Origin of the sequence: Bacillus sp. 0209A, from assembly GCF_036765095.1 — a bacterium.
Lineage (GTDB): Bacteria > Bacillota > Bacilli > Bacillales > Bacillaceae > Bacillus > Bacillus subtilis_G.
This window is the reverse complement of sequence record NZ_JBAIZV010000002.1, coordinates 565,546-591,927: the sequence shown is the minus strand read 5'-3', so window position 1 is coordinate 591,927 and position 26,382 is coordinate 565,546. Positions and strand designations below refer to the sequence as shown.

General features: G+C 41.8%; 20 protein-coding genes. 3 read left to right on the top strand and 17 right to left on the bottom strand.

The window, feature by feature from the left end; all coding sequences use genetic code 11:
- Positions 1 to 1,113, top strand: a complete 1,113-nt coding sequence (locus V6D44_RS08190; RefSeq protein WP_087991563.1) for an LCP family protein — start codon at positions 1 to 3, stop codon at positions 1,111 to 1,113.
- A gap of 73 nt (positions 1,114 to 1,186) precedes the next feature.
- Here V6D44_RS08190 and V6D44_RS08185 read toward each other — a convergent pair whose 3' ends face one another.
- From V6D44_RS08185 to V6D44_RS08125, 13 genes are all read right to left on the bottom strand, one after another.
- On the bottom strand, positions 1,187 to 2,263 hold the full coding sequence (locus V6D44_RS08185) for an MraY family glycosyltransferase (protein ID WP_202327955.1): 1,077 nt from the start codon (positions 2,261 to 2,263) through the stop codon (positions 1,187 to 1,189).
- Between the two features lie 144 nt (positions 2,264 to 2,407).
- A complete protein-coding gene (gene tuaH / locus V6D44_RS08180; protein ID WP_087991582.1) occupies positions 2,408 to 3,601 on the bottom strand; it encodes a teichuronic acid biosynthesis protein TuaH in 1,194 nt (397 codons plus the stop codon).
- 28 nt (positions 3,602 to 3,629) lie between these two features.
- The gene (gene tuaG, locus V6D44_RS08175) at positions 3,630 to 4,388 is read right to left on the bottom strand and encodes a teichuronic acid biosynthesis protein TuaG (RefSeq protein WP_333516401.1); all 759 of its coding nucleotides are present in this window, start codon (positions 4,386 to 4,388) and stop codon (positions 3,630 to 3,632) included.
- A gap of 24 nt (positions 4,389 to 4,412) precedes the next feature.
- Positions 4,413 to 5,093: a teichuronic acid biosynthesis protein TuaF gene (tuaF, locus tag V6D44_RS08170; protein ID WP_087991566.1), complete on the bottom strand. Its 681-nt coding sequence runs from the start codon at positions 5,091 to 5,093 to the stop codon at positions 4,413 to 4,415.
- Positions 5,094 to 5,121: 28 nt separating this feature from the next.
- Positions 5,122 to 6,588: a teichuronic acid biosynthesis protein TuaE gene (gene tuaE, locus V6D44_RS08165; protein ID WP_202327953.1), complete on the bottom strand. Its 1,467-nt coding sequence runs from the start codon at positions 6,586 to 6,588 to the stop codon at positions 5,122 to 5,124.
- 86 nt (positions 6,589 to 6,674) lie between these two features.
- Entirely contained in the window at positions 6,675 to 8,060 is a 1,386-nt protein-coding gene (gene tuaD, locus V6D44_RS08160; protein ID WP_087991583.1) for a UDP-glucose 6-dehydrogenase TuaD, read from the bottom strand.
- Between the two features lie 61 nt (positions 8,061 to 8,121).
- Positions 8,122 to 9,291 carry a teichuronic acid biosynthesis protein TuaC gene (tuaC, locus tag V6D44_RS08155; protein ID WP_202327952.1) on the bottom strand — a complete coding sequence of 390 codons (1,170 nt, stop codon included), beginning with the start codon at positions 9,289 to 9,291 and terminating at the stop codon, positions 8,122 to 8,124.
- A complete protein-coding gene (tuaB, locus tag V6D44_RS08150) occupies positions 9,288 to 10,739 on the bottom strand; it encodes a teichuronic acid biosynthesis protein TuaB (protein WP_087991568.1) in 1,452 nt (483 codons plus the stop codon). The genes tuaC and tuaB overlap by 4 nt, the downstream gene beginning before the upstream one ends.
- 55 nt (positions 10,740 to 10,794) lie before the next feature.
- Positions 10,795 to 11,454, bottom strand: a complete 660-nt coding sequence (locus V6D44_RS08145) for an exopolysaccharide biosynthesis polyprenyl glycosylphosphotransferase (RefSeq protein ID WP_148962615.1) — start codon at positions 11,452 to 11,454, stop codon at positions 10,795 to 10,797.
- Positions 11,455 to 11,688: 234 nt separating this feature from the next.
- On the bottom strand, positions 11,689 to 13,596 hold the full coding sequence (locus V6D44_RS08140; protein WP_333516400.1) for a glycosyltransferase: 1,908 nt from the start codon (positions 13,594 to 13,596) through the stop codon (positions 11,689 to 11,691).
- 212 nt (positions 13,597 to 13,808) lie between these two features.
- Complete coding sequence (locus V6D44_RS08135) at positions 13,809 to 15,296, bottom strand: N-acetylmuramoyl-L-alanine amidase (protein WP_202327950.1); 1,488 nt, start codon at positions 15,294 to 15,296, stop codon at positions 13,809 to 13,811.
- Positions 15,297 to 15,387: 91 nt separating this feature from the next.
- Complete coding sequence (locus V6D44_RS08130; protein ID WP_087991572.1) at positions 15,388 to 17,541, bottom strand: SpoIID/LytB domain-containing protein; 2,154 nt, start codon at positions 17,539 to 17,541, stop codon at positions 15,388 to 15,390.
- A 27-nt stretch (positions 17,542 to 17,568) separates the two neighbouring features.
- Complete coding sequence (locus V6D44_RS08125; RefSeq protein ID WP_087991573.1) at positions 17,569 to 17,892, bottom strand: hypothetical protein; 324 nt, start codon at positions 17,890 to 17,892, stop codon at positions 17,569 to 17,571.
- 212 nt (positions 17,893 to 18,104) lie between these two features.
- On the opposite strand from V6D44_RS08125, the gene tagU reads away from it, so the two are divergent.
- On the top strand, positions 18,105 to 19,025 hold the full coding sequence (gene tagU, locus V6D44_RS08120; RefSeq protein WP_087991574.1) for a polyisoprenyl-teichoic acid--peptidoglycan teichoic acid transferase TagU: 921 nt from the start codon (positions 18,105 to 18,107) through the stop codon (positions 19,023 to 19,025).
- Positions 19,026 to 19,064: 39 nt separating this feature from the next.
- Here the strand turns inward: tagU and wecB are convergent, their stop codons facing one another.
- From wecB to V6D44_RS08100, 4 genes are read right to left on the bottom strand one after another with little or no spacing between them, the layout of a single operon-like run.
- Positions 19,065 to 20,207 carry a non-hydrolyzing UDP-N-acetylglucosamine 2-epimerase gene (gene wecB, locus V6D44_RS08115; protein WP_333516399.1) on the bottom strand — a complete coding sequence of 381 codons (1,143 nt, stop codon included), beginning with the start codon at positions 20,205 to 20,207 and terminating at the stop codon, positions 19,065 to 19,067.
- Positions 20,208 to 20,229: 22 nt separating this feature from the next.
- Complete coding sequence (locus tag V6D44_RS08110; RefSeq protein WP_202328232.1) at positions 20,230 to 22,185, bottom strand: glycosyltransferase; 1,956 nt, start codon at positions 22,183 to 22,185, stop codon at positions 20,230 to 20,232.
- A 29-nt stretch (positions 22,186 to 22,214) separates the two neighbouring features.
- Positions 22,215 to 23,735, bottom strand: a complete 1,521-nt coding sequence (locus V6D44_RS08105; RefSeq protein ID WP_087991576.1) for a glycosyltransferase — start codon at positions 23,733 to 23,735, stop codon at positions 22,215 to 22,217.
- A gap of 34 nt (positions 23,736 to 23,769) precedes the next feature.
- Positions 23,770 to 25,134 carry an alpha-glucosyltransferase N-terminal domain-containing protein gene (locus tag V6D44_RS08100; RefSeq protein ID WP_333516398.1) on the bottom strand — a complete coding sequence of 455 codons (1,365 nt, stop codon included), beginning with the start codon at positions 25,132 to 25,134 and terminating at the stop codon, positions 23,770 to 23,772.
- A 343-nt stretch (positions 25,135 to 25,477) separates the two neighbouring features.
- Here V6D44_RS08100 and galU point away from each other — a divergent pair, with 343 nt between their 5' ends.
- The gene (gene galU, locus V6D44_RS08095; protein WP_202327949.1) at positions 25,478 to 26,356 is read left to right on the top strand and encodes a UTP--glucose-1-phosphate uridylyltransferase GalU; all 879 of its coding nucleotides are present in this window, start codon (positions 25,478 to 25,480) and stop codon (positions 26,354 to 26,356) included.
- Positions 26,357 to 26,382: the final 26 nt, after the last annotated feature.

The window sequence follows — 26,382 nt, the reverse complement described above, 5'->3', positions numbered from 1 at the left end:
ATGGCTGAACGCGTTAGAGTGCGTGTGCGAAAAAAGAAAAAGAGCAAACGCAGGAAAATTTTAAAAAGAATGATGTTATTGTTCGCCCTTGCATTATTGGTGGTCGTAGGGCTTGGAGGATATAAACTTTATAAAACCATTAGCGCTGCGGATGATTCATATGATGCTCTTTCCCGCGGAAATAAATCAAATCTTCGCAGCGAAGTTGTAGATATGAAGAAAAAACCGTTTTCTATTTTATTTATGGGAATAGAGGATTACGCGACCAAAGGACAAAAAGGGAGATCAGACTCTCTTATTGTCGTTACCCTTGATCCCAAAAATAAAACCATGAAAATGCTGAGCATTCCGCGTGATACACGAGTGCAGTTAGCCAGTGACACAACCGGAAGCAAAACAAAGATTAATGCTGCTTACAGCAAAGGCGGAAAAGATGAGACAGTTGAAACTGTTGAAAACTTCTTGCAAATCCCGATCGATAAATATGTCACAGTTGATTTTGACGGTTTTAAAGATGTCATTAATGAAGTCGGCGGCATTGATGTAGATGTGCCTTTCGATTTTGATGAAAAAAGTGATGTAAACGAAAGCAAACGGATTTACTTCAAAAAAGGCGAGATGCATTTAAACGGCGAAGAAGCCTTGGCGTATGCCCGTATGAGAAAACAGGATAAACGCGGAGACTTTGGCCGTAATGACAGACAGAAACAAATCTTAAATGCGCTGATTGACCAAATGTCAAGCGCAAGCAACATTGCTAAGATTGATAAAATCGCAGAAAAAGCAAGCGAAAACGTTGAAACCAATATTCGCATTACTGAAGGTTTAGCGCTGCAGCAGATTTACAGCGGCTTTACCAGCAAGAAAATCGACACGTTGAGCATTACAGGATCCGATTTATATTTAGGGGCGAACAACACGTATTATTTTGAACCAGATGCCACAAATCTGGAGACTGTCCGAAAAACGCTCCAAGAGCATTTAGATTATTCTTCAGATACAAGCAGCACCGGCACAGATGAAAGCACAACAACTGACGGTACAACGTATTCGAATGACAGCAGCACAAGCTCAAACAGTACAACGAATTCAACAACTGATTCATCCTATTAAAAAAATGCCCGGTCCTATAAAGATCGGGCATTTTTGCGCAGAAAAAAAACTCCGGCGTCTTCAGCCGGAGTTTTTAATTTCTCTTCACCAGCCGTTTATAAAATTTCGTAAACGGCTTAAATTTTTCATTCACGAGTCCTGTCACTTCTGCTATGATTTGCATAAAAATAATTAAAACGAAGATAATAAACAAAGAGAGCCAAATTGTGGCACTTTTAAGCACGATTGCACTGATGCTGAAAATGAATCCAATGAGATAAATCACAATGACCGACATCCGGTGTGATAGGCCAAAGGCCATCAGTCTGTGGTGGATATGGGACTTATCGGGTGCCGAAATCGGCTGTTTGTTTAAAATTCTTCTGACGATAGCAAATGTTGTGTCAAAAATCGGCACGCCTAATATAATAACCGGGATAACGATACTGAACAATGTTACGCTTTTATACAGGCCTAATAATGAAAGAATCGAAATACAATACCCTAAAAAAAGTGATCCTGTATCACCCATAAAGATTTTGGCCGGATGAAAGTTATGGAACAAAAATCCAAGCGTACTGGCGATAACCACCAGTGAGAGTGACAGAATGAGTACTTTTCCGCCGGATAGCGCCATAACGGCGATCGTTGACAGGCCGATAACAGAGAGACCGGCAGCAAGGCCATCCAATCCGTCAATCAGGTTAATCGCGTTTGTGATACCGACAATCCATAATACTGTCAGCGGATAAGCCAGCCAGCCTAACTCAAATCGTTCTGCTAAAAAAGGCACTGAGAAAAAGTCCATTTTTAAACCGGTGCTTACAATCATAATGGCTACACCTAATTGAATCAAAAACTTAATTTTTGCACTTAATTGATATTTATCGTCAAGAATACCTAACACAATAATGATGAATGCTCCGACTGTAATAGCCGTCATTTTTGTTTCTGTGTAAATACCGGATGCAAGCACGCCTGCAACCACTCCGATAAATATGGCCAGCCCGCCCATCCGGGGCATGATTTTGTCATGTACTTTTCGGTTGCTGGGCTGGTCAACTGCACCTATTTTAATCGCAATCCTTTTTACGATTGGGGTTATGATTAAAACTGTCAGCAGCGAGACAATAAACGCAACAACAATGCGAATCATGCGTTCGTCAAGCATAAAGAAGTCTCCTTTGGGATTAAATAAAGTCTTTATTTATATAGAGAACCGTTCCTTCCATTATACCTTCTCCCTAGTTATTATAACAAGCTTCATCAAAAAGAAACACGTATAATCAAAAAACGCGCATCCCAATTTATAGGACTACGCATGTTTTTGAATCCCTGTATATTTCATGATTTTTTTAAATAAGCAATTCCAATCTTTTGCGCGGGCGATGTTTCGGCGCATTTCTTTATACGTTTCATCCCCGTGTTGGCCAAGCACTTTTTCGCACGCGGCGATAAAATCAAGCGGATGATCGCCTTCTACATATTCGTATACATAAGGCTTCTGCATTTTTGAAGTCGATGGAAGATTAGAGCCGACGACAGGCTTTCCAGCCGCTAAAAATTCAAATAGTTTTAACGGAAAAACGGCTTGATTATACGATGAGTTTTTATATGGCATAATGCCGATGTCGATAAGCTCCATATAATGCGGAACTTCTTTTGGCTCCGCCGGACCGGTCCATATCACATTGGGAAGCCTCAGCAGCTCTTGAAACGAGTCATCGCCATTAGTGGCATCAGGACCAACCCATAAAAATGTCCAATCAGGCTTTTGGAGCGCTGCTTCTTCAATCATTTTAAAATCCAGTTTAGGTTTAATTCCGCCGATAAAACCTAATACGATTCCTTCTCTTCCCTGCAATATGCTCCGATCGGGAGCCGCTTTATTCTCAGAAAACAGCTCATATTCCACACCGTTTTCAACAGTATGCACCTTTTCTCGTCCCGCAGTCAGTTTTTTGTCTACTTCTTGGTGGAGATAATCCGATGAACAGGTTATGGAATCTGCACGATGTATAATTCTCAGCTCTGCCGATTTAATGACTTTTCGCCGGAGTTCAGACAGCAGATTTGAACGTCCGCTGATCGGCGCCGCCCATAAGTCACTGCAATCATAAATCACTTGATCCCAAGAATACAGCGAAGACAGCAGCGGGAAACCGGGAAACGTGTACCATAAACAGCAGCGTTCACCGTTTGCAGAAGCAGAAGTCAGCTTATCAAGTAATGGTGATAGCTTATGTCTGTAAAAAACATCTGTATATCGTCCGAAACGAAACATTTTTTTCTGGAGCAAGTCTTTAACAGCGAATTGCCTGATGCCTGAATGAACTTGCTGAAATTCATTCCCTTGGGTTCGCGGAGCCGGACAAACCCAAATGACTTCCTTCGTTTCCTCCTGAGCAGCTAAAAATTCCGCCAGCCGGTGCCGCCTGTATCTCAATTGGTCTTTTCCCCATTCAGCAGTGGCAACGATGACATGAATGATTGCTTCTTTTGTTTCCACCTTCATCACCTTTTCTCTCTGTTTGCGGCTATAATCTTTTTTTCACCGCGTTTTTTGCATATTGAACAAAACACCATGTTGCTTTGATGAGATGAAGCCGTTCGATCTCTCTATAGACAAACCACGTTTTTTTCGCAGCCTTCCATTTGTTGCTGGATATCGAGTTATTTACAAGCCGATATTCAGCCAGGCATTCATTCATCCCATAAGCGGTAAACCCTTTTTTTAAAAGAGACAGCCATGTGGCCAAGTCCTGCCGCGTTCTGATATTCGGCATTTGGATTTGTCCCGTTTGTTCCCTGTCAATCATGACCGTCAAGCAGCCGATAATCGTATTTTTCAAGGCGTCATCGTACGTCAGCCTTTCCGGGGCATCAATATATTTATCGAGCGGGGTTCCGTCCTGCGCCATTAAGCTGTAGCCTGTGAAAGAAAACGCACAGGAGCGCTCCATCATAAAATTAAGCTGCTTTTCGAGTTTGTCTTTTTTCCATGTGTCATCACTGTCCAAAAATGCTACAAATCGTCCTTGAGCACGCTCCAATGCTTTGTTGCGGGCAACCGCAGCTCCGCTGTTCTCTTCCAGATACACCACATGAATTCTTTCATCTCTTTCTTCATACTGCTTCAAAATGCCGCGTGTCCCATCCGTTGAGCAATCATCCACGATAATCATTTCCCAATGGGAGTGGCTCTGATCTAACACTGAATGAATCGCGTCTTCAATATAGTCACGCGCATTATAAGAAGGTGTAATGACAGATACAAGAGGTTTCCAATAAGTCATGATCACATCTCCATCGGTATGATTTTAAAAGGACTCTCTAAAAAATTCAGGAATGACAACGAACATAAAGGCAATTGTGAGACCGATCATAACGCCAAGAACCGCTTTCTTTTTCGGGGACATTCCGCCGCCAGCCGCCTCACTTACGGTTTCAGAATCAGTGACACTGGCCGCTTTCAGATTAAGCTGCGTATTTTGCAGCTCATACAAAAATCTCTCTTTATCCACTTTGGAATCCTCACTCACCGTCTCGCCTTCGAGCGCGTCTATACTGCGGCGGATGACGGCTTCTCTTTCTGCGTACAGTTTTTGATCGTTTTTGAGAAAGGTGGAGGAAATGGCGTTTAAGACGGATTCCGTTTTACCCTTATCCTCGTCGCTATAGCCCAAGGTCAGTAAAGATTTGGATTCGGCTTTGATGGTAAGCTTCTCCTTAATCTCAGCCAAATCTTCAGCCTTTTCATCAGGAAGGGCCTCCTTCAAAAAAGAGTCGCTCTTGAGCAAAAGGGGAATCTCCTCTATGTTGTTATAAACCGGATGATCATAACTCCCCACAGCTAAAGTGTCTTCAGCTGTATAGCGCTTTTGGTCAGCGATCTGGGACGGCAGGATATACCCCGCCGCACCTAATATAATTGGCACCGCTATGATCCAAATGATATTTTTTTTCATCCGACGGGCTATTTTTATCAATATATCGTTCATATAAGTCTCCCTGCTTTTTGTAGTCTGTTTATCTGTACACCGGTTCAGGCATCTGTCTGGATCGTCTTAACACATTCACAGCGGCGATGACGAGGGCCAGAAACACCCAATGGAAAAATAAATTTGAAACAGAGCTTGGGCTGATACTTGATGCCAAGAAACTGACCAGAGCAGTAATAAGCCCTTCTATGATCAGTTTTGACTGCTTTTCTAATTTTCTTTCATAAAATTTATAAAGCACCCATATAAGGTAGGCATAAACGGCGAGATATCCCAGCATAATGAACAAGCCAAAGTTAGCAAGGATTTCAACGAGCCAGTTGTGCACCTCTGTCACATCGTCAGTATCATATAAAGCATAGTGCTCAAGATAATAGGATACATTCCCTGCTCCGACTCCGAATCCGTATGAATCAAGGAAAAAATGCCACGCGTTTTTCAGCAGATTGGCCCGGCCCACATTGGATGGAAGCCTGTCATGAAATGAATGCAGCGTCTGCGGAGCCATAAACAGCTCCCAAAACTTTGAATAAATCCGGCTGGCGAATAGAACTGCAAAAATGGCAGCCCCTGCCGCTGACACCCATATGGCCATTTTCTTGAGAACAGGCGGCAAAACAATGAAAATGTAGACAGCAATGCCTGCAAAAATGCCGAGAAGGCTTGCCCTTGAACCGGTAGCAAAAATTAAATACAGCGCACAGAGCGAGAGCACAAGGCCAATCGCCTTGAGGTATCCATTCTTTATGTTTTTCATCATCGTGATGTAAAAAAAGAAACTGATCGATAAAAAGGTCGCAAAGTCATTTTGATTAAAAAAGACAGATGTCGGATAATGCTGCTTATATTCCGGTCCGCTGTACAGTGTTGAACTCGGGAGATGGTGATGGGTCATGTGATTGTAAAAACCGATGATCATCAGAAACACTGTCATGACAAGCCATATCCAATAAACCATCATCAGCTGCTCCATTTTTTGCACGTACATGACAATGAGGTAAATGAAGAAGATACCCATAGCCAATAAAGCCAAATATTTGATGCCGGCTGTCACCGACTTGGCCCACAGCAGGGAAACAAGGCCGTATATAAACCAAAAGGCGAAAAAGAGCAAGATCCCTTTCACTTGCAGTCCGTTCCATTTTTCAATATGTGTCCGGTTCCGAATCATACCGATCACATGGAGGCATCCCGCTGCAAGGAGCAGAAGCCTGTAAAGGAACAAACTGAAAAAACCAAGATGAATCGCGAAAAATGCATTATTTAAAAAAGTGCAGGCGATCAAAATATAGATGACAGCCATAAAGAGCCGTTCTTTTGTTGTAAATGCGGTTGCAAGCGCTAGCGCAAACAGCCCGATCACCAGTACCGCGAGCACGGCAGCCATCTGCATGAAACCTGTATGTGTGCGATTGGCTCCCAGCAATAGGATGATCCCAAATATAGCAGCGGCCAATAATGTAAGCGTATGGACCGCTGAACGTTTGATACTCACATGTTTAACCCCTTTCCTGATGTTTCAGGAGCCGGCGGCCGAGCCTAAGCAGCCGACAGTTTCAACCCAAGTAACACTTTTTCTTTTTATAAATTGACACTCCCAAAGTCTTTAGCCAATTCCTCGAGCGACAAGCCCGGAAAATACCTGTCAGAAGGTTCCGTTCCCCGAACAGCGGGACGGCCGATGGAGTGGTAAATGTATCCGGCTGCCTGCATCTCCTCAAGTGAGAATAAATTTCTCCCATCGATGATGATTGGCTGTTTTAAGATAGTTTTCACTTTTACGAGCTCCATTTCTTTTACTTCCGGCCAATCCGTTAAAACCAGGCATGCATCTGTGTCCTCAATCGCATCATACACATCTGTGTAATACTCGACCTGTTCGCCAAGGATTGCTGAAGCTTCAGGAATCGCAATCGGGTCGTATGCTTTTACATGTGCGCCCAGCTGCTGCAGCATCGGGATAATATCTAGAGCAGGAGCAGATCTCACATCATTTGTATTCGGCTTGAAGGCCAATCCGAGGACGGAAATGGTTCTTCCTTTGATGCTTCCCATAACAGTTAAGAGTTTATCTACAATATGAACGCGCTGCTTTTCGTTCGTTTCAATGACAGCTTCAATGAGCTTGAATGGATAGCCAGCTGATTTTGCGATTTGAAGCAGTGCGGTTGTATCCTTTGGAAAACACGAGCCGCCAAATCCAATACCTGCTTTTAGGAACTTCTTGCCGATACGGCTGTCAAGCCCTACGCCATCAGCAACTTTCGAAACATCTGCGCCGACTCGCTCACAAATGTTTGCGATATCGTTGATAAAGGAAATCTTTGTCGCCAGAAACGCATTTGCGGCGTATTTAATCATTTCTGCACTTTCTAAGTTTGTTTTAATGACAGGAGTGTGGAAAGGCTTGTGCAGATCCTCAATAATGGCAGAGGCTTTATGGCTTGTTGAGCCAATCACGGCACGCTCCATATTCATCGTGTCATGAATCGCTGAGCCCTCCCGAAGGAATTCAGGGTTAGATACAACATCAAAGGAGTATCTTCCTTTTGAAGCTTTTTGAACGATAGATTGAACCAGTTTTCCTGTGCCAACCGGGACTGTGCTTTTATTTACGATAACTTTATAGCCGTTCAGGTGCTCACCGATCGTTTTCGCCGCCGCTTTGACGTATGTTAGATCAGCTTCACCTGTTTTGGACATTGGGGTTCCGACTGCAATATAAATAATGTCAGATGCCCGAATGGCGGACGGGATATCGTTAGTAAAGGACAGACGCTGATCCAGCACATTTTTTTCAACTAAGTCCGCAAGCCCTGGCTCATAGATCGGGATTACCCCATTTTTCAGACTTCTGATTTTTGATTCATCTATATCACAGCAAGCAACTTTATTGCCGATCTCCGCAAAGCAAGTGCCTGATACGAGTCCTACATAACCTGTTCCAATGACAGCTATTCTTTTCACAGCGATCATCCCTCTCCTGTAAAATGATTGTCCTCTTTATATTGGTCGCAGTTTCTTACGATTAAACGGACGTTTTCGCGACCGTCTGATACTGATGATGCAAGGCCTTGGCATTTTTTCCGGCGTCAAATTGTGCCTGCACGATTTCATACAAATCATCTGCTATTTCCGGTTTCCACATTTGCTCATGTTCATACAGAGCGATCGCTTCCGCCAAGGCTTGAGCAGACCTCGGTTTAATCAGCAAATGCCGATGCTTACCGAATAACGATGCAACTCCGCCAACATCCGTACAGATGACAGGAACCCTTAGCGCGAGCGCCTCAATCACGACAGTCGGCATCCCTTCACTGTAAGAAGGAAGCACGAACATGTCTGCGGCAAGCAAATAGTCTCTCACCTTATGATTCGGCACTTGGCCTGTGACGATATGGCCCTTTTGCATCAACATGGACTTTGCAGGACCGTCCCCGACAAAGACTGCCTTAGGAGGTTGCTTCAATGACTCGATGGCGTCAGACAGTTCAAAAATGCCTTTCTCCCTGACGAGCCGGCCCACATAGATGGCCAGACGCTGATCGAGCGGGAGCCCGAGTTTTTTTCTGGTTTCTTCTTTTGTCTGCTCATTCTCCTGAAAGCGGCTGAGCTGTATGCCGATCGGCAGAACCGAGCTGTCAAAGCCGGAAAGCTTTTTGGTTTCTTCCTGAAGCTTGTGGCTGACTGCTAAAACAGCTGACGCGGAACCTACCGCATGATTGAAGGCTTTAAACGCCCCTTTGCTGTAATGCGGATAGACATTCACATCACTGCCGTGCAAGGTCAGGACATAAGGAATTCGCTCTGACTCCGACACGACTGCCGCAGCCCCGCCCGATGGCATGGCAAAGTGCGCATGAATCAGATCCGGATGTAAGTCGCGCTGTTTCATCATTTTTAAAACGGCTGTTGCGATTCTCCGATGAGGCTGCGCCCACTTCAGCTGGCCGGGAACCGCTCGATAGAAAGGCCGATAAACCGGTATCCCCTTCCTAATCTCATACTCCGGTCTGGCATCCTTTTTTCGATATGTCTTTTTCAACATGCGGACAGGCGCGGAATGAAAAGGCCGCGGGCATATCACGGTGATATCAAGCCCAAGTTTTTGCAGCTCTTGGACCTGTGTCTCATGAAACACACCCTCACCGGGTTTCAGACTGCTCGGATATACGCTTGTGATCCACAAAATCTTCATGACAAACGTCCTTTTCTTAGTAGTTTACTTTTCATTTGAGGGTACGCTTTTACCAAAAGAAAAAGATAGCACAGCGCCCCGGCCGCCACTGAAATGGCCAGCCGCATTTCTGCCTGCAGACTGAAGTGTTCCGTACCTAGGCTTACACCAAACGCGATGATAGCCATCACGACTGTGATCAGAAACGGCTTTATAATCGACTGGAAGTAGGCCGAAAGATTAAGCTTGATGACATATGCCAGCAGCCAGCGGCCGATCAGGAAATTGAAAACACTGATGATGGCATATACCCATGCGACAGTCAGCAGACTTCCCGTCTGAACGGCTGCAAACAGTGACAATCCGTACAGCAGCAGCACACCGGAATCCCAATAAAATGCTAAGTCCGCTCTTCCTTTAGCAAGCAGCACAGATCCATTTGGATTCATGAGCACTCTTAGTATCCCGACAATGGCCAGAACATTGAGAACCGGTACAGCAGCGAGCCATTTTTCTCCGAAAACCGCTGCGATAAAGGCGTCTGACACAGACACGAGCCCGATTAACAGCGGAAACGAAACAATCGCCAGCATCTTTGTCATATTCAGAAAGCCTTCTCTGATCACGCTGTTTTCATATTTGTTTTTTGCGAAAACAGGGAATGCCACCCGTGTCACAATCGGATTGATTTTCAATACCGGAATGGTGACAATCTGGTAAGCAAGGTTATAAATCCCCAACGCTTCAGCACCGATAAACCGTCCGATCAAAATCATATCGATATTCGCTCCCAGCCTGTTCACAAGACGGGATGAAAGCTGAAAAGCTCCAAAGGAAAAGAAGGCCTTCATTCCCCTTAAGTCAAAAACAAAAGCGGGGTGCCATTTTTTTCGGTATACGGCCCAATACAAAATCCCTTTACTGGACTGCAGCAGCACTTGAGAAATGACGTACGCTAAAATCGCGTCCATCATAAAAACCGCAATCGCTAAATATCCGAAGGACAATGTGTTTGAAAAAATCTCAATTTTGCTTAACGTATTAAAATGCAGCTGCTTTTGCAGCATATACTGGTACTGCTGTCCGATTGGCGCAATCAAAAACATAATCGCTAAAATCCGAATCAGAAACACCAGCTCTTCTCTTTGATAAAATCCCGCAATGGCGGGACTGCTCACATATAAAAGAACAAACAGCAAAACGCCGGTCATAATGTTAAGCCAATACAAGGTTGACAGCTGGCGCTCTGTTGCGTCATCCCTTTGAATTAACGCCGCGCCAAATCCCATATCAAGCACAATCTGGGCGAACACTGTAACCGTTGTGATCATGCCTACGAGTCCAAATTCCGTTAAGGTCATCATATTTCCTAGCAGGGCAAACTGAACAATTTGTATGACTGTAATGCACATCGTCGAAATACTTGTCCACTTTGCGCCGCTTATGATCTGTTTTGTAATACTTGGCATCATATTCCCTACTTCGTTTTAAGCTCAGGTTGATGGTAAATGCAGGTGTTCAGTTTTATCTTGCACCATCACCTGTCCACACTACTTTACAAGTTTTTAACATAATTTTTAATTCTAAAGTGAAAGTCAGGTTGCGAATGTAATATAAATCAAATATCAGTTTTTCCTTCGGCGTCATATCATAACCGCCGTTCACCTGAGCCCAGCCGCTCAATCCCGGTTTAACAGCCAAACGCTGTGTAAAGTCTGGAATCTCATTCTGAAACTTTTCTGTAAACACTGGACGTTCCGGACGAGGGCCTATCATACTCATATCGCCTTTCAGCACATTAAATAGCTGAGGCAGCTCGTCAATTCTCGTTCTTCTGATAAAAGCTCCGATCCTTGTCACCCGCGGATCTTGCTTCTGCGCCCAAACAGCCCCAGACTTCTCGGCATCTATTTTCATGGAACGAAGCTTATAAAGCTTAAATCGTTTCCCGCCTTTCCCTACGCGTTCCTGCGTATAAATGGCAGGCCCCGGCGTCTCCAAACAAATCAGTATTGAAAATACCGCAATCATTGGCAGCGCAATCGCCAATCCAATGAGCGCAAACCAAATATCCATTACGCGCTTTACTGCTAAATAACGAGCCGTCTTTTCAGATAATGTAAAAGAATGTATTTGCTGAACTGAGAATTCACGACTCACATTCATGCTTTTCTCTGCACTCACTGACACACACCTCACGATTTGTTTGGGATGTTATGATGACCTATGCCAGTCAGTTTAGCAGACGGATGTTAATTGGATGTAAATGGTATGTTAAGAAGTGTGAATTTGTTATTTTTTCTGACATTTAACTGTAAACTTTTTATTGTTTTAGACACTTTTTTTAAAAATTAAGCATATTGTATAAAAAAAGAGACAAACCATTTTTCAGATTTGTCTCTTTTCTCTGCGAAGCATTTAATATTGAAAATAAAATTTTGATTTAGAGGTTAACAGCTTATATTGAACCTCAACTGTTTTACGAAAGACTAACATGGATTTTCGTTCCACGTTCTTTGAGTCGAGGATAATTTCTTGGTTATCCACTTTTGCACTGATTTTATTTTGAGAAGTGTTTATCGCAAAATCAATTAATCGATGTTCTTTCTGGACATGAGCTAGCTGCTCAAGCAAACTCTGCACGTTAACCGTCAATTTCGTACAATTAGGCTCTAAATCAATACGTTTTACCGGCAATGAAATTTCAGCCTGACCGGTATTGACAATGATTTTTGAATGATTTGGCAACCAGATTTGCTTATCTTTAAAAAGAAATGATAAATCTTTTGATCCTGTATCATAGGAAAGTTCAGCTTCTGTATATGCATGTTTCTTGATATCAATCGAAAGATTATCATAGTTCATTGTGAAGTATGGTCTGGCGCTGTAGACAAACAAAGCGTTATGACCTAAATACATCGTTTTCGTAGAATACTTGTACGCTGCACGCTTGTTTCCTATTCTTGCCCTTAATTTGTAGCCATCTATTGACGATTCAATAAAGAAATCCCAAACGCCTAAATCTTCTTCAGCAGATGCCAGTTCATCAAACTTACACTCAAATGTAAACGCGGAATTTTCATTTAAAGCCGGCGAAATGTATTTTTCCGCCTTTGTATCACGATGAACAAACACTCCTGTCAGGGATTGATTATTATTCGTTTCATCATCCAACAATTTGTGTTTCATGGTTCCTTGAATGCTGAGGCTGCGATCATTAAATTCAATATTCTGCAGATAATGTTCAAGTTTATTTTTATAATTTACTTTTAGTAGTTCTTCAGAAACGGGATACCGCTCTAAGCTCGGATAACGCGCAATTAACTCCCCGTTATGTACAGTACAGAACTTTTTAATGTCTTGTTCTTCCCGCTCATACTGGGTTAATCCTTTCAAATCATTATTGCGAATAAACAGCAGCCGCAATTTGATATGCGGAAGCAAAAATTGATCCGCCTCTTCAGGCACTGCATGAATAAACGATGACAAATATTTAAACCATTCAGCTCTTTCTTCATCGGTTTTCATTTTTATTGTGACATTTTTTGTCCGTGAAAAATCAAAATGCCTGTTTAAAAATACTGCCATCAACTTAATTTTTCTGGCTTCTTCCAGGTCACTTGCCTTAATGGCGGAGACAATATCTTCCATCGCTCCATAAAAGTTCTCTGGGGGAACATAAGCAACACTCATATGTTCGCCGTCTCTTTTGACCAAATAGTAATAATCATAGTCAGCTGAAACAGAAATCTTCTTTGCTTTCAAATAAGCATTCATTGTAAAGACTTGATCTTCCGCTGCTTTGATGTGAGTAGGGAAGGTTATTTGATTTTCTTTTAAAAGTGAGGCTTTAAACAGTTTTTGAGGTCCCAATGTAAAAACAATTTTGGAATCAACTAAATCAACATCCAGGTTCGTTTCTTTAAACATCGATTTGGGAACGCCTCTGCCGTTTACCCCTTTTAATTTCCCTAAAGTAATATCTGATTGATTCTCTTTTGAAAAATTATACCATCTCAACAATGCTTCATTTCCTAGATAATCATCGGAATCAACAAACAGGATATATTCACCTTTGGAAATTTTTATTGCATCATTGCGCGGAGCACCTGGACCGCCTGAATTTTCCGTTCTTTCACTAACAACAATATTTTCATACTTCTTTTTATATTGCTTCAAAATGTCTAAAGATGAATCCGTAGATTTATCATCGACACATATAATCTCATAATCCTCTGTTGGCATTGTTTGATTAACTAAGCTGTCAAGACATTCGGAAATAAGATCTTCTGAATTATATACAGGGATAACAATGCTTATCTTCATCGATTACCTCACTACCCTAATGGATCGGTTATATTTTTGCCTGATCATTATATCAAAAACATCTGTCAATAAGAATAGGCCTAATCTTAATTTTTGCTAAACTTTTACATAGCATGTATACTTTTTAAATTTTACTCATTTTATCGTATAAAAAACTTGCCGGCAATTCCTGATAGGTTTTGCCGGCAAGCTGCTTTCAATATATACAAATCCTAATAATAGCCTATGATTCCTTCATATATTGATTGAGCTGCTTTTTCTTGGTACAAAGCACTCTTTAACTTACTTGCATCGTTCGCATTTGAAATAAATGCCAGTTCCACTAAACTGCTCGGCATCGTTGATTCTCTGATCACATGGAAATTACCGATTTTCACGCCGCGGTTTTGAGTATTGAGCGCTTTGTAGAGCCTGTTTTGGATTTCTGTCGCGAGACGTTTGCTGTTTGCTGACTCATACTTTGTATAATAGTATGTTTCGGTACCGGTTGCAGAAGAGGTTGCTGAGTTGGCATGAATACTTACAAACAGATTTGCACGATTGCTTTTGGCTTTTGCAACCCGCTCAGAAAGCTCTAAGAAGAAATCTGTAGATCTAGCCATAACCGGAACAGCCCCGCCCTTAGACAGTTTGCTGTTTACAAGCTTTGCTACGGCAAGGTTCACGTCTTTCTCCTTTAAACCATTACCGACCGCTCCGCTGTCGTATCCCCCGTGTCCGGCGTCCACAAAAATCTTTTTGCCTACAATGACATTTTTCAGCTGGTTCGTGACATTGCCTGTAACTGAAATGGTTCCTCCAAGTACAGTGAATGTGTTCTTGCTATTTGATCCGATGACTGTTCTTGTGGCAGTTGGCAGTGAACGGGCATCCGTAAACAGCATTGGACGATTTTGCTTCGCAGCCAGCACAGAGCCCGATAAGGCATCGGCATATTTATAGCCATTGCTGACAAATGCAGCCTTTGATGAAGAATAGTACTTCTTCGCTATGTTCGCAGCCACTTCAAAACGGCTGTTTCCGCCGATTCTTGTTGGTGAAGGAAGCTGGCTGTAAACACTTTTAGAAACACTGATTTCTCCTCCGACCACGATCGTCGATGTTGTTCTTTTTCCGCTCATCGCATTTTTTGTCGGTGTGGGAACTGAGCTTGCCGTTGTTAACAGAATCGGAATACCGTTGCGAGCGGCATAAGAACCGATCGCCAGACTGTCAGCATATGCCGTTCCATTTGCGATGACCGCTCTTGAATTCGAAGACAATTTTTTTGAAATATTTTGGGCAACTTCGTAGCGGCTTCTTCCGCCGATCCGTTCCACAGTGGAAACACCCAATTTTTTAATGTCACTTACAACGTTGCTGGAAACACTGATTGTTCCGCCAATGACGATGACCTTGCTCGGTTTGAGCTGGCTGATTCTGTCTTTGGTCGGTGTTGTCAGCTTAGATGATTCCGTCAATAGAATTGGAGCATTGTATTTATAAGCCAGAGGAGCAGCTGTTAATACATCGGCATATGCTGTTCCATTCGCCACAATAACTGTGCTCGCACTGCTCCAGCCTTGTTTTGAAACATTCACAGCAACCTCATATCTGCTTGCTCCATCCAGCCTTGTGACAGAGTTGGCTGCAAAAGCATTTGGTACAAACAACACGACTCCCAATATCAGAATTGGTAAGCTTTTAAGAAAGATCCGCAAAGATAGTCCCTCCAAAGATTGATAATGATTCATAAATCAAATAACGAACGAAGGAGGCAGAACTGCGCCTCCCTGAACTTCTACCAATCTTTTAATAGCTTGATAGAGTCGTTCCCGGATAATAAAAACTTAATATTGTTGTATATGACTGCCCGGCAGCCGCTCTGGCATTCGCTCCATATTGGCTCATGCCTATGCCGTGCCCATATCCCTTACCGCTTATGATAAAGGCGTTTGTATTGCTGGAGACAGAAGCGTATGCACTCTTCATATTTGAAGCGCCAAGCATCGTTCTCAGCTGTGTCGCAGGTACAGAAATTGTTGCTGTTTTTTCACTCAGGCTGCCATTTGAAAGAATGTAGCCATTTGATTTTTCCTTCACGAAATAAGAGAATGTCACACTTGCTGTTTCCGGCCGCTGACCGGCAGTTTTTGCCGTGCTGAATTTCACACTGGATATTTTCGTGATTTTGATAGACTCGGCAGTGCTGTATTTATTTTTGATAAACCAGCTTTTCAAACCGTTCAAATATACGGAGTTGATTTCATTTTTAGTGCTCCACCAAGATCCCGGACTTTTGAGATTCAAGCTGCTTTTATCGAGCTGGGTTTTATTTAATGACAGAGACCAGCTTCTCTGCGGGTCATAGGAGTCTTTTTTTGCGATTAAATAAGGAAGCTGGCTGCTCCATACCTCACCGCTCGCTTCCGTGTAGCCGCCGTTACTTGAGGAATATGTAGCTGAAATCAAATTGCCATTGTATTTTAAAACTTTTCCTTTTGTGGCTTCTACAACCTCTGAAGTTCTCGAATTCCAGTCATATCCGCCATATACCTGAAAAGCGGTGGTGTCTTGTACTTCTTTTCCGGCCGATCTGATGGAATAAGTTCTGGCAGCGACAGCTTGAGCTTTAAGCGCTTCTTTTTGCCAGCTAGCCGGCATCTCATGGGGTACAACACCCTTCAAATAATCTTCAAAAGGGATATCCACATTAATCGGACGAACATATTTGCCTGACTCAATCGTGAATTTCATATTTCCAAGATACGGCGTTCCATTGAGACTGATAGAATTTGTCGTTGCATATTTTTTAGGATTTGCTGTGAAAGAAGTTCCAAGCGTCTTGATAGCAGTGCTGTTTTTATAAAGCACCAGGTTTCCGCCGGATAACTTAACTGAATAGCCAGATCCTGAAAAAGTATCTGCCAGTTTGTTCTTTAGCGTATCACTCACGGAGATGCTTCCTCCAAGCAGTGCAAATGACTGAGTTCCTTTTGATGTCACCACATCAGCGACTGGTGACGGGAGGCTGTCGGATTCAACCAACAGTAAAGGACTTCCCTGCTTCGCTGCAAGAACAGATCCTGTCAAAGCATCCGCAAAGGTTTTGCCATTTGACATGAAGACCTTTGTCGCTTTCATATTTAATTGTTTGACGATGTTGGCAGATACCTCATACCGGGAAACCCCGCCAATCCGTTTTACAACTGCCTGCTTTTTTAAAGTGGCTTCTACACCAGTGCTGACACTCAACGGACCTCCGACAATTGTAACGTTGCTCGGAATTCTGTAATCGCTGCGGATGTTATTGTCTCCCGCAAGTAAAATCGGATAACCGTTCATTGCAGCATATGGCGCGATTGACAGGGCATCTGTAAAGACCATGCCTGTAGCCACTACTGCCTGGCTGTAATTCCCCATTCGGTCGGCTATGTTTTTGGAAACCTCGTAACGGGTTGCACCGCCAATCCGATCGATAGAACCATATTTTTTCAATGTATTTTCTACATTTTTAGAAACACTGATCGTTCCGCCAATAATGAGAATATTGTCAGGATTTAGTTTTGCTATTTCACTTTCTGTTTTTGGTGTTAGCGAACCTGCGTCTGTTAATAAAATCGGTGCGTCGTATTTTTTGGCAAGCGGTGTTGCTGAGAGCGCATCTGCAAAAGCGTCTCGATTCACAATGACCACAGTCGTTGGATTTGTCCAGCCGGCTGAAGCTACATTATTGGCAACATCAAAACGGGTTGCCCCTCCGTATCGCTCTGTATCCGCAATTCTTGAACCCGGAATTTCATAGCCGCCTGTAATATCGACATTCAAGCTTGATTTGTTGCCTACATAATTGCTCAGCTTCACCGAAATGGTTTTATCAGCGGCTTTCGCAGACTGCATAAACGCCGGGCATGCAAGAGCCGCCGCAGTGACTGACGTAAGAAGCAAGAGCTTCATTTTTTTCAAAACATAGAACCCCCTAAGAAGTTTTTATTACTTCGTCTCAAGATTCTTTAGCGTTAAGACGCCATTTGAATCTTTTGTGTATTCAACAACCACTTTTTGTCCTTCTGAAATGCTGTTCATTTTGTCCTGAAGGTCTGAACCAACCTGAATCATAGTCTCGTCACCATCAATATCGACGGCAATCGTATGGCTGTCCGCCAAACCGGCAAACGTGCCTTCCTTCGTTACACTCTCTTCAGCAGCAGCATCCTGGCTGTCTGTATTTGTTTCTGAACCTGATGAGTTCTCAGCTGTGCCGCATGCAGATAAAAGTAGCAGCATTGAGAACATTAGAATAGCAAGTTTTTTCATTCCTATATCACCTCTCCTGTTTTTATCGACAATTTTAAGCTTATTTTAAGATTTCTATCAAAACAACGAAAAGTTTTTGCGGATTTTCTTAAAATACCGAAACATTTGTTACAAGCAGCCGTCTATTGTAAAGAATCAGACAAATATTAGTTGTTTTCAAATATTAAGAAACTTATAATCGTACTAGATTACAAAAAAGCGAGGACTTTATTATGAGAGCTGAAAAAAGAAAGAAAAAAAGAAAGGCATTACTTGTCATTTTAGCCATTGTGGCCGTTTTAGTGCTCGGAACAGGCGGCTATGCCTACTACTTATGGCATAAAGCTGCTTCAACTGTGGCAAGTATTCATGAGAGTATTGATAAATCTAAAAAAAGGGATAAAGAGGTCAACATCAATAAAAAAGATCCGTTTTCCGTCTTAATTATGGGTGTGGATGAACGCGACGGAGATGTAGGCCGTGCCGATACGCTCATTTATATGACCGTTAACCCAAAAACGAATACAACTGACATGGTCAGCATTCCGCGAGACACATATACAAAAATTATCGGAAAAGGCACAATGGATAAAATCAACCATTCATACGCATACGGCGGTACACAGATGACAGTTGATACGGTTGAAAACTTCCTCGATGTTCCGGTTGATTATTTCATAAAAGTGAACATGGAAAGCTTTAGAGACGTTGTTGACACACTTGGCGGCATAACAGTTAACAGCACATTCGCGTTCAGCTATGACGGTTATTCATTCGGAAAAGGTGAAATCACGCTGAACGGCAAAGAGGCGCTCGCCTATAGCCGGATGAGAAAAGAAGATCCAAGAGGCGATTTTGGCCGTCAGGACCGCCAGCGCCAAGTCATCCAAGGAATCATTAATAAAGGCGCGAATATCTCTTCCATTACGAAATTTGGAGATATGTTCAAAGTGGTTGAAGATAATGTGAAAACGAACTTGACCTTTGATGACATGTGGGATATTCAGTCCGACTACAAGGGCGCGCGTAAAAAAATTGAGCAGCACGAACTGAAAGGTCAAGGCACAAAAATCAATGGAATCTACTACTACCAAGCTGATGAAACTGCCCTTTCCAATATCACAAAAGAGCTGAAGGAAAACCTCGATAGCTAAAACAAAAAGAAGCTTCGCACAGTGTGCAAAGCTTCTTTTTTATTTGCCTGTAAATGAATCCGGTTGCTCTTTCCGGTATCCGTAATGAAACAGCAATTCTTCCACAATCCGGCGGGAAGCCTCTCCATCGCCATACGGATTAGAAGCGTAGGACATTTTCTTGTACTCATCATCATCAGTTAACAGCTGTTTTGCCAGCTGATAAATGTTTTCTTCATCCGTCCCTGCAAGTTTCAGCGTTCCTGCTTCCACTCCTTCAGGGCGTTCCGTCGTATCGCGCAGCACAAGCACCGGTTTCCCGAGAGAAGGTGCTTCCTCCTGAACGCCGCCCGAATCTGTCAAAAAGAAATGTGATTTTGCCGCAAAGTTATGGAAATCAATGACTTCTAAAGGGTCAATCAGATGTACTCTGTCAGAATCGCCAAAATGCTTCTGAGCCGCTTCCCTGACAACAGGATTCAGGTGCACAGGGTAAACGACTTGTACATTTTTAAATTCCTCAACAATTCTGCGGATAGCCTTGAACATGTTTTCCATTGGCTCGCCCAGATTTTCCCGGCGATGCGCGGTCAGCAGAATCATTTTATCCTCGCCCACCTGATCGAGGACAGGATGTGAATAACCGTCCCTCACCGTTGTGCGAAGTGCGTCAATCGCTGTATTGCCCGTTACAAAAATCGCGTCTGCATTTTTATTTTCTTTTAATAAATTCTCTTTCGCCCGGCATGTCGGCGCAAAATGCAAATCAGCAATCGCCCCTGTCATCTGGCGGTTGAGCTCTTCCGGAAACGGGGAATACTTATTCCCTGTACGGAGCCCGGCCTCCACATGGCCGACAGCAATTTGATGATAAAAAGCGGCAAGGCTTCCGGCAAAGGTCGTTGTCGTATCACCATGGACAAGCACAATATCAGGCTTGATGTCTTTGAACAGTTCATCCAATTTCACAAGCGCGTTGGACGTAATCTCTGCCAGTGTCTGCAGCTCCTTCATGATGTTCAAATCGAAATCAGGCTTGATGTGAAACGCATCTAAAACCTGATCGAGCATCTGTCTATGCTGGGCAGTGACCGTCACATAGGAGTCTATTTCAGGATATTTTCTCAATTCAAGTACAAGCGGTGCCATCTTTATCGCTTCAGGCCTGGTCCCGAAGACGGTCATGACTTTTAGTTTTTTCATATTTGTCACCTTGTTTCTTTGTTTAACGGGCTGTCAGATAAAATTTTGATTGGTCTGATTGTATATATAGATCTACTTTCTTCTTTATTTTAAAGCACCATAGCTTTTTTTCAATATTTTTACTGCAAAAGTATACGCTGACATCCTTTTTTGGAACCAATGTCGTCTTATATGAGTTAATGGATAAAACGATATTGGTGTTGTGTAAATGAGCAGGGGCAAATTTTTGTTCAACAAGATTCCGGTCTACCTGGATCACTGTTCCATCAGCGGAACTGATTTGTTTTTTAATTGGAATTAAAAACTCTTGGTTATTGAATTCCAGCAATAATAAAGACTGATTTGGGAAAAACAATTGGCTTCCAGGGAATACGAGCGTTAGATCCCCATCAGAATCACTCGTTCTGATTTCGACTTTCAAATCTTCCTGTTCTCTGATATCGACTGACAGATTATCGTATGTTTTTGTAAAATAAGGCCTTGCGCTAAAAGCATATTTTCCGTTATTCCCAATATATTTAGCATGCTTTGGATAGGGATACTTTTCTCTGTTGCTGCCAATTCGGGCGCGTTTTTTATATCCGTCAATCTCTGATTCAATAAAGAAGTCCCAAACACCCATATCTTCTTCATGAACTGCCAAATCAGTAAACTTCGTGAGAAATTCAAATTCGCCGTCCTTAGCATACAACGGAGAAATGATTTTTTCAGTTTTTCTAGCACGATGCACCCAGATGCCAGATAAAGTTTGCATATCTTGATGCTCTTGTTTTAAAGCCGAGTGGGTAACCGTTCCTTTTAATAATAAAGTGTTGTTCTTCATTTGAAATTCGCTCACGTAATGACTGATTTTATTTCTGTCATCAATGATCCGTTCGTTCTCTGTTAAATGATACCGTATAAGGCTTGGGTAGTTTGCTATGATATGACCATTTTGAACAGACGTAAATTGAGTCATATTTTCTTTATCAGCTTCAAATTGCTTCAAACCCTTTAGATCATTACGACGTACAAAATATAATTTTAGCCGTGTATGAGAATGAACAAGTCTGTCAATTTCGAGCGGAATATTTCGTTCTACAAAATGATGAAGCTCTGTCATCCAATCTTGTTGTTCCTGCTCATCTTCTATTGTTACGGTAAAGTCCGTTGTTCTGGAAAAGTCAAAATGGCGATTTAAAAACTTGGCCATAAACTGCTTTTTGCCGGTATGGGATAGACGGCTCTCACAAATCATATCTATGATTACCTTCATAGCACCGTAGTAGCTTTGGGGCGCCACATATGCAAATGTCATGTGCTCGCCGTCATGCTGTACAGCGTAGTAATAATCATAGTCGGCCAAGACAGAAATTTTGTCCGCTTCTAAATAAGCTTTCATGACAAACACCTGGTCCTCTGTGGCCTGTATATTTGAAGGAAAATATATGTCATGTTTTCTAAGCAGTGAAACTTTAAAAAGTTTTGTCGGGCCAATTGAGTAGACAAGCGGAGATTTAACAAGATCGGCCTCAGGTTTTGTTTCTTTAAAAATAGCTTGCGGAACCGCTCTGCCGTTTACACCGACCATTTTCCCAAGCACAATATCTGAATCGTGCTGCTGTGCAAATTGATACATTCTCTCAAACGCTTCAATTCCTAAATAATCATCGGAATCAATAAAAAAAATGTATTCACCATGAGCAGCACATATGGCTTGGTTTCTTGGTTCGCCTGGCCCTCCCGAGTTTTTCTTGCGTTCAATAACCGTTATATTAGAATACTGTTCACTGTATTTTTTCAATATGGAAACCGTGGCATCCTGAGAACAATCATCTACACAAATAATTTCGTACTCATGATTCGGCATGGTTTGTTGAACCAGACTATCCAGACAGCGGGAGATAAACTGTTCTGAGTTGTATGTGGGTACTGCTGCCGTAATTTTCAACCTGACACCTCTATCCTTATCCGCTTCTATTTTTTCACAAAAGCTCATATAATGAACAAACATGGTATAAAAATGTACTATTTCGTCATTTCAAATACTTCTTCCCATCTTTCAAACAATCGGTCTTCACTATATTCTGTATTCATTAAGTTCTTTGCATTTTTTCCATATTGAATGGCTTTCTCAGGGTTGTCGTACAAATAAATGATACTCTCAGCAAGCATTTCAATATGATCAGGCTCTACAAGCATGCCCGTTTCGTGTTCTTTTATGAGCTCTCTTGGGCTGTATTTCACATCAAAACTGATAACCGGGGTTGCGCATGAAAACGATTCACAAATAGCAAGGCTGAACCCCTCAAATTTTGATGTTAATAACGTCGCAAGCGCCTGCTGATAAAACGGAGCAGGATTTGCGATATAACCTTTTAAATGTACATTATCCAGCTTAAGATCATTGATCAATTGCTGGTATTGCTCGTGGCCGGGACCGCTGCCATAAATATTAAGGACAATTTCAGGGCGCGATTTTTTTACAATTTCCATTGCTTTTATAACCTTATCGATCCCTTTTTCCTCATGATATCTGGCCACCATGACAAATTCGTTTTTCTTTTTTTCATACGTTTTTAGCTTTTCAAGCCTTCTTGGAGCATGGGGAATAACAAAAATATTTTGATCCGACTCAAAATCCTTCATAATATCTTCTTTTTGTTCATTCGTTAATACGATCAGCCCGTCATAATCTTTAATATGCTCCATCGCGTATTGATGATTTTTCCGGACATTGCTGCCTAACATGTAGGGATAATCTAAATGATTTGAATGAACACAGTAATATCGTTTTGCCAATCCACCACGCATTTCATTCACTTTTGAAGCACTTCCGACACCATCACAGATGATAATCGGGGCCATTTCTTTTTCACATAGCTTCTCAAGCCAATGTGTATGAAACTTGTGCCTGTTTTTGAAAAAGACAGCTTCTTTTTCCTCTCGTTCAAACAGCATAACTCCCTGACTGGCTCCCGTATTAAAATGGTACCATTCTGTTAAATAACAAAAACCGTCCGGTGCTGTGTAGTGAATTTGATTGATTTTTCCGCTTCTCGTATCGAATAACACCGTTTTATTTACATAATCGCCATGAAAGAATTCACGCTTTGTCATCTGCATATTTTCATTGAAATGATCTACATATAAAAGGTTACTCGATTCATCCCACTTCTTCTTTTTCATATATAAACCATTCTTGAAGTATTCGGTCTCTAATTTTTCCTCATTATGATAAACAGCATATGGTTCTTCAAAGCGATTGCGATTTTGTTCATAATAGCTTTGCTGTGTATCCCCGACTTTTATATGATTATGCTGGTTTTTATAGTCGTCATAAATATTGAGGATATTTACATCAGCATGCAGTCTTCCAGCGTTCTTCAGCTCTTTCTCAATCTGATCATAATTCTCTTTATAATCAAGTGTGACCAAATCGATTTTATGGCCGCGCTCCGCAAATGTAAAAGATCTTGACATCATAGAACTTGTAATGCCGCCTTTTTCAATGTCTATTTCATATATTAGTGAAAAGATCCTTCTCATTTTCAAGCTCCTTCTTCTGGTAAAACTTTCTCGCCTATTTTTTCACAAACAGCCGCTTCATTAATTTTCTCCGAAATCCCTCGGCTGTATGAACACACAAATGATTTTTTTCTTCTTCCAATTTCAATCGCCAGCCTGAAATGCTTTGTTCTGCTGCTGGAAGTTTCTTCGGATCGGTTACTTCTACACTCGATGCAAAGAAGCTATTATCCCACTCGCAACAGAGATACAACTCTAACGCTGATAGCTGATCTACTACAGAAAGCACATGGAGCGTACCGCTTACAGTAAATATCAGCTCTTCCTCGCTGTTTACATTTGCGTTAAACGTAATTTCAGTGCCGCTCTTCTTATTTTTTAATTTCCAATACATTTTATGACGGCCAACAGAATGGGCAGGAACTTCGCCTTTACATTCGACCTTGGCTGACAAATATAAGTCGGATTTTGATTGCCACTCTGCAGCTAACAGCTTAACATGCATATCTTTCAATTGATTATGAAAAGGCACCTGATCAATAAGTTTGTCCACAAAGCCTTTCCAAGTAAATGAGCCTTCAGAAACGTTATAAATAGTTGTGCGAGGCCCCGTTTTTTCAATTGTGTCATGATACCTCTTCAAAGAAGGAACCACGAAAGCATGAAGGCAGCTTATTTCCTTTTCAGGATTGTCCAATACCTCATTCGTCTCTATAAAACCTAAATACATGGAAGAATATTCAGCAGAAATAGACTTCAATGTTTTATATACGCCCACTTCTGAGGTTAAGAATAAATATTCCGTCTCTTTTATCAAGCGGCTCAAAAATTCATAATAGAGTTCATTTTCTGAGTACAATACTTTGACTATATTGTCTTTTTCGTCAAAAATAATAATTTTTTCAGTTGTTCCGTTATTCTTATACCATTTGGTCATATAACAGGTGCCGTCTTTTCTTAAATAAAGATGCTGTTTCGGTTTGTTCGTTTCCAGATCCATGTATATTAAGCTGTGTACATAGCCGAATAAATCGTATTCTTCCCTTTTAAACCTTTGCCTGTTTTCATTAAAGTAATCAATGACAGCAAGTTCTCCTGTTGCTGTAAACCTTTGATATTTGATATAACGTCCATTGTCGTAATAGCGGTAAATGGGCTTGTTCGGTTCTTGAATATATGTGAAACCTTCTTGTTCTATCGGATGCTTTATTTTAACTTTCTCAGGTTCTGGTCCTTTAAAGTAGCTGTACAAATTAATAACAGCAGCATCTTTAAAAGAAGAAGGCCCATTAGGATCATGATGCAAAGTGACAATTTCCATTGGACAATTCCAATCAATTGTATTGATATTGAACTTTTTTGCAGTATGAAGTCCTGAACAAACATATGCTAATTGTGGGGTAGAAACCTTAATCGTCATCTCTATTATTACCTTTCGAAAAAATTCGTACAGTTACAATTTCAGAACTACATTATATCATTTTTGCTGAGCAGGCTCTAGAGATGGAGAAGCTGTTATATTTCTTGACTTATTCGGATCAGCGTAAACTGTTTTATATACCAATTAATGTTATTTTTTGTATTTATTTGACCTCAAAGTCACTGAATTGACTCTTGTTTAATATTGGTTTTTCTTATATGATTAAATGTGTTTAACAGAATGAAAATAGGGTATTCATGAGAAAAGAAACTCAAACCTTTTAAATACTCAGCATTCAAAAAAGCTGAACCCTAAATCTGTTCTTAAGGAAGGTGCTTTGAAATTGAAAAAAGTACGTAAAGCCATCATCCCTGCCGCGGGTCTCGGAACGAGATTCTTGCCGGCTACGAAAGCAATGCCGAAAGAAATGCTTCCTATCGTTGATAAGCCTACCATTCAATATATAATTGAAGAAGCTGTTGAAGCCGGTATTGAGGATATTATTATCGTAACAGGAAAAAGCAAGCGTGCGATTGAGGATCATTTTGATTACTCTCCTGAGCTCGAAAGAAACCTGGAAGAAAAAGGCAAAACGGAACTCCTTGAAAAAGTGAAAAAAGCTACTAATCTGGCTGATATCCACTATATCCGCCAAAAAGAGCCTAAAGGACTCGGACACGCTGTATGGTGCGCGCGCAACTTTATCGGCGATGAGCCGTTTGCGGTCCTACTCGGAGACGATATTGTTCAGGCAGAAACACCAGGATTGCGTCAGTTAATGGACGAATACGATAAGACACTTTCTTCTATTATCGGTGTTCAGCAGGTGCCTGAAGAAGAAACACACCGCTACGGCATTATCGACCCGCTGACAAGCGAAGGCCGCCGTTATCAGGTGAAAAACTTCGTTGAGAAGCCGCCTAAAGGCACAGCACCTTCTAACCTTGCCATCTTAGGCCGTTACGTATTCACACCTGAGATTTTCATGTACTTAGAAGAGCAGCAAGTTGGTGCCGGCGGAGAAATCCAGCTGACAGACGCCATTCAAAAACTGAATGAAATTCAAAGAGTGTTTGCTTACGATTTTGAAGGCAAGCGTTATGATGTTGGTGAAAAGCTTGGCTTTATCACAACAACTCTTGAGTTTGCGATGCAGGATAAAGAGCTTCGCGATCAGCTCGTTCCATTTATGGAAGGTTTATTAAACAAAGAAGAAATTTAAGCAAAAAGGCTATTGGACATTCATCC

Excerpts from the sequence above, each read along its gene's own strand:
- V6D44_RS08190 (WP_087991563.1), top strand. The coding sequence starts at position 1 with ATGGCTGAACGCGTTAGAGTGCGTGTGCGAAAAAAGAAAAAGAGCAAA.
- V6D44_RS08185 (WP_202327955.1), bottom strand. The coding sequence starts at position 2,263 with ATGCTTGACGAACGCATGATTCGCATTGTTGTTGCGTTTATTGTCTCG.
- tuaG (WP_333516401.1), bottom strand. The coding sequence starts at position 4,388 with ATGACTTATTGGAAACCTCTTGTATCTGTCATTACACCTTCTTATAAT.
- tuaF (WP_087991566.1), bottom strand. The coding sequence starts at position 5,093 with ATGAACGATATATTGATAAAAATAGCCCGTCGGATGAAAAAAAATATC.
- tuaC (WP_202327952.1), bottom strand. The coding sequence starts at position 9,291 with ATGAAGATTTTGTGGATCACAAGCGTATATCCGAGCAGTCTGAAACCC.
- tuaB (WP_087991568.1), bottom strand. The coding sequence starts at position 10,739 with ATGCCAAGTATTACAAAACAGATCATAAGCGGCGCAAAGTGGACAAGT.
- V6D44_RS08140 (WP_333516400.1), bottom strand. The coding sequence starts at position 13,596 with ATGAAGATAAGCATTGTTATCCCTGTATATAATTCAGAAGATCTTATT.
- V6D44_RS08125 (WP_087991573.1), bottom strand. The coding sequence starts at position 17,892 with ATGAAAAAACTTGCTATTCTAATGTTCTCAATGCTGCTACTTTTATCT.
- tagU (WP_087991574.1), top strand. The coding sequence starts at position 18,105 with ATGAGAGCTGAAAAAAGAAAGAAAAAAAGAAAGGCATTACTTGTCATT.
- wecB (WP_333516399.1), bottom strand. The coding sequence starts at position 20,207 with ATGAAAAAACTAAAAGTCATGACCGTCTTCGGGACCAGGCCTGAAGCG.
- V6D44_RS08110 (WP_202328232.1), bottom strand. The coding sequence starts at position 22,185 with ATGAGCTTTTGTGAAAAAATAGAAGCGGATAAGGATAGAGGTGTCAGG.
- V6D44_RS08105 (WP_087991576.1), bottom strand. The coding sequence starts at position 23,735 with ATGAGAAGGATCTTTTCACTAATATATGAAATAGACATTGAAAAAGGC.
- V6D44_RS08100 (WP_333516398.1), bottom strand. The coding sequence starts at position 25,134 with ATGACGATTAAGGTTTCTACCCCACAATTAGCATATGTTTGTTCAGGA.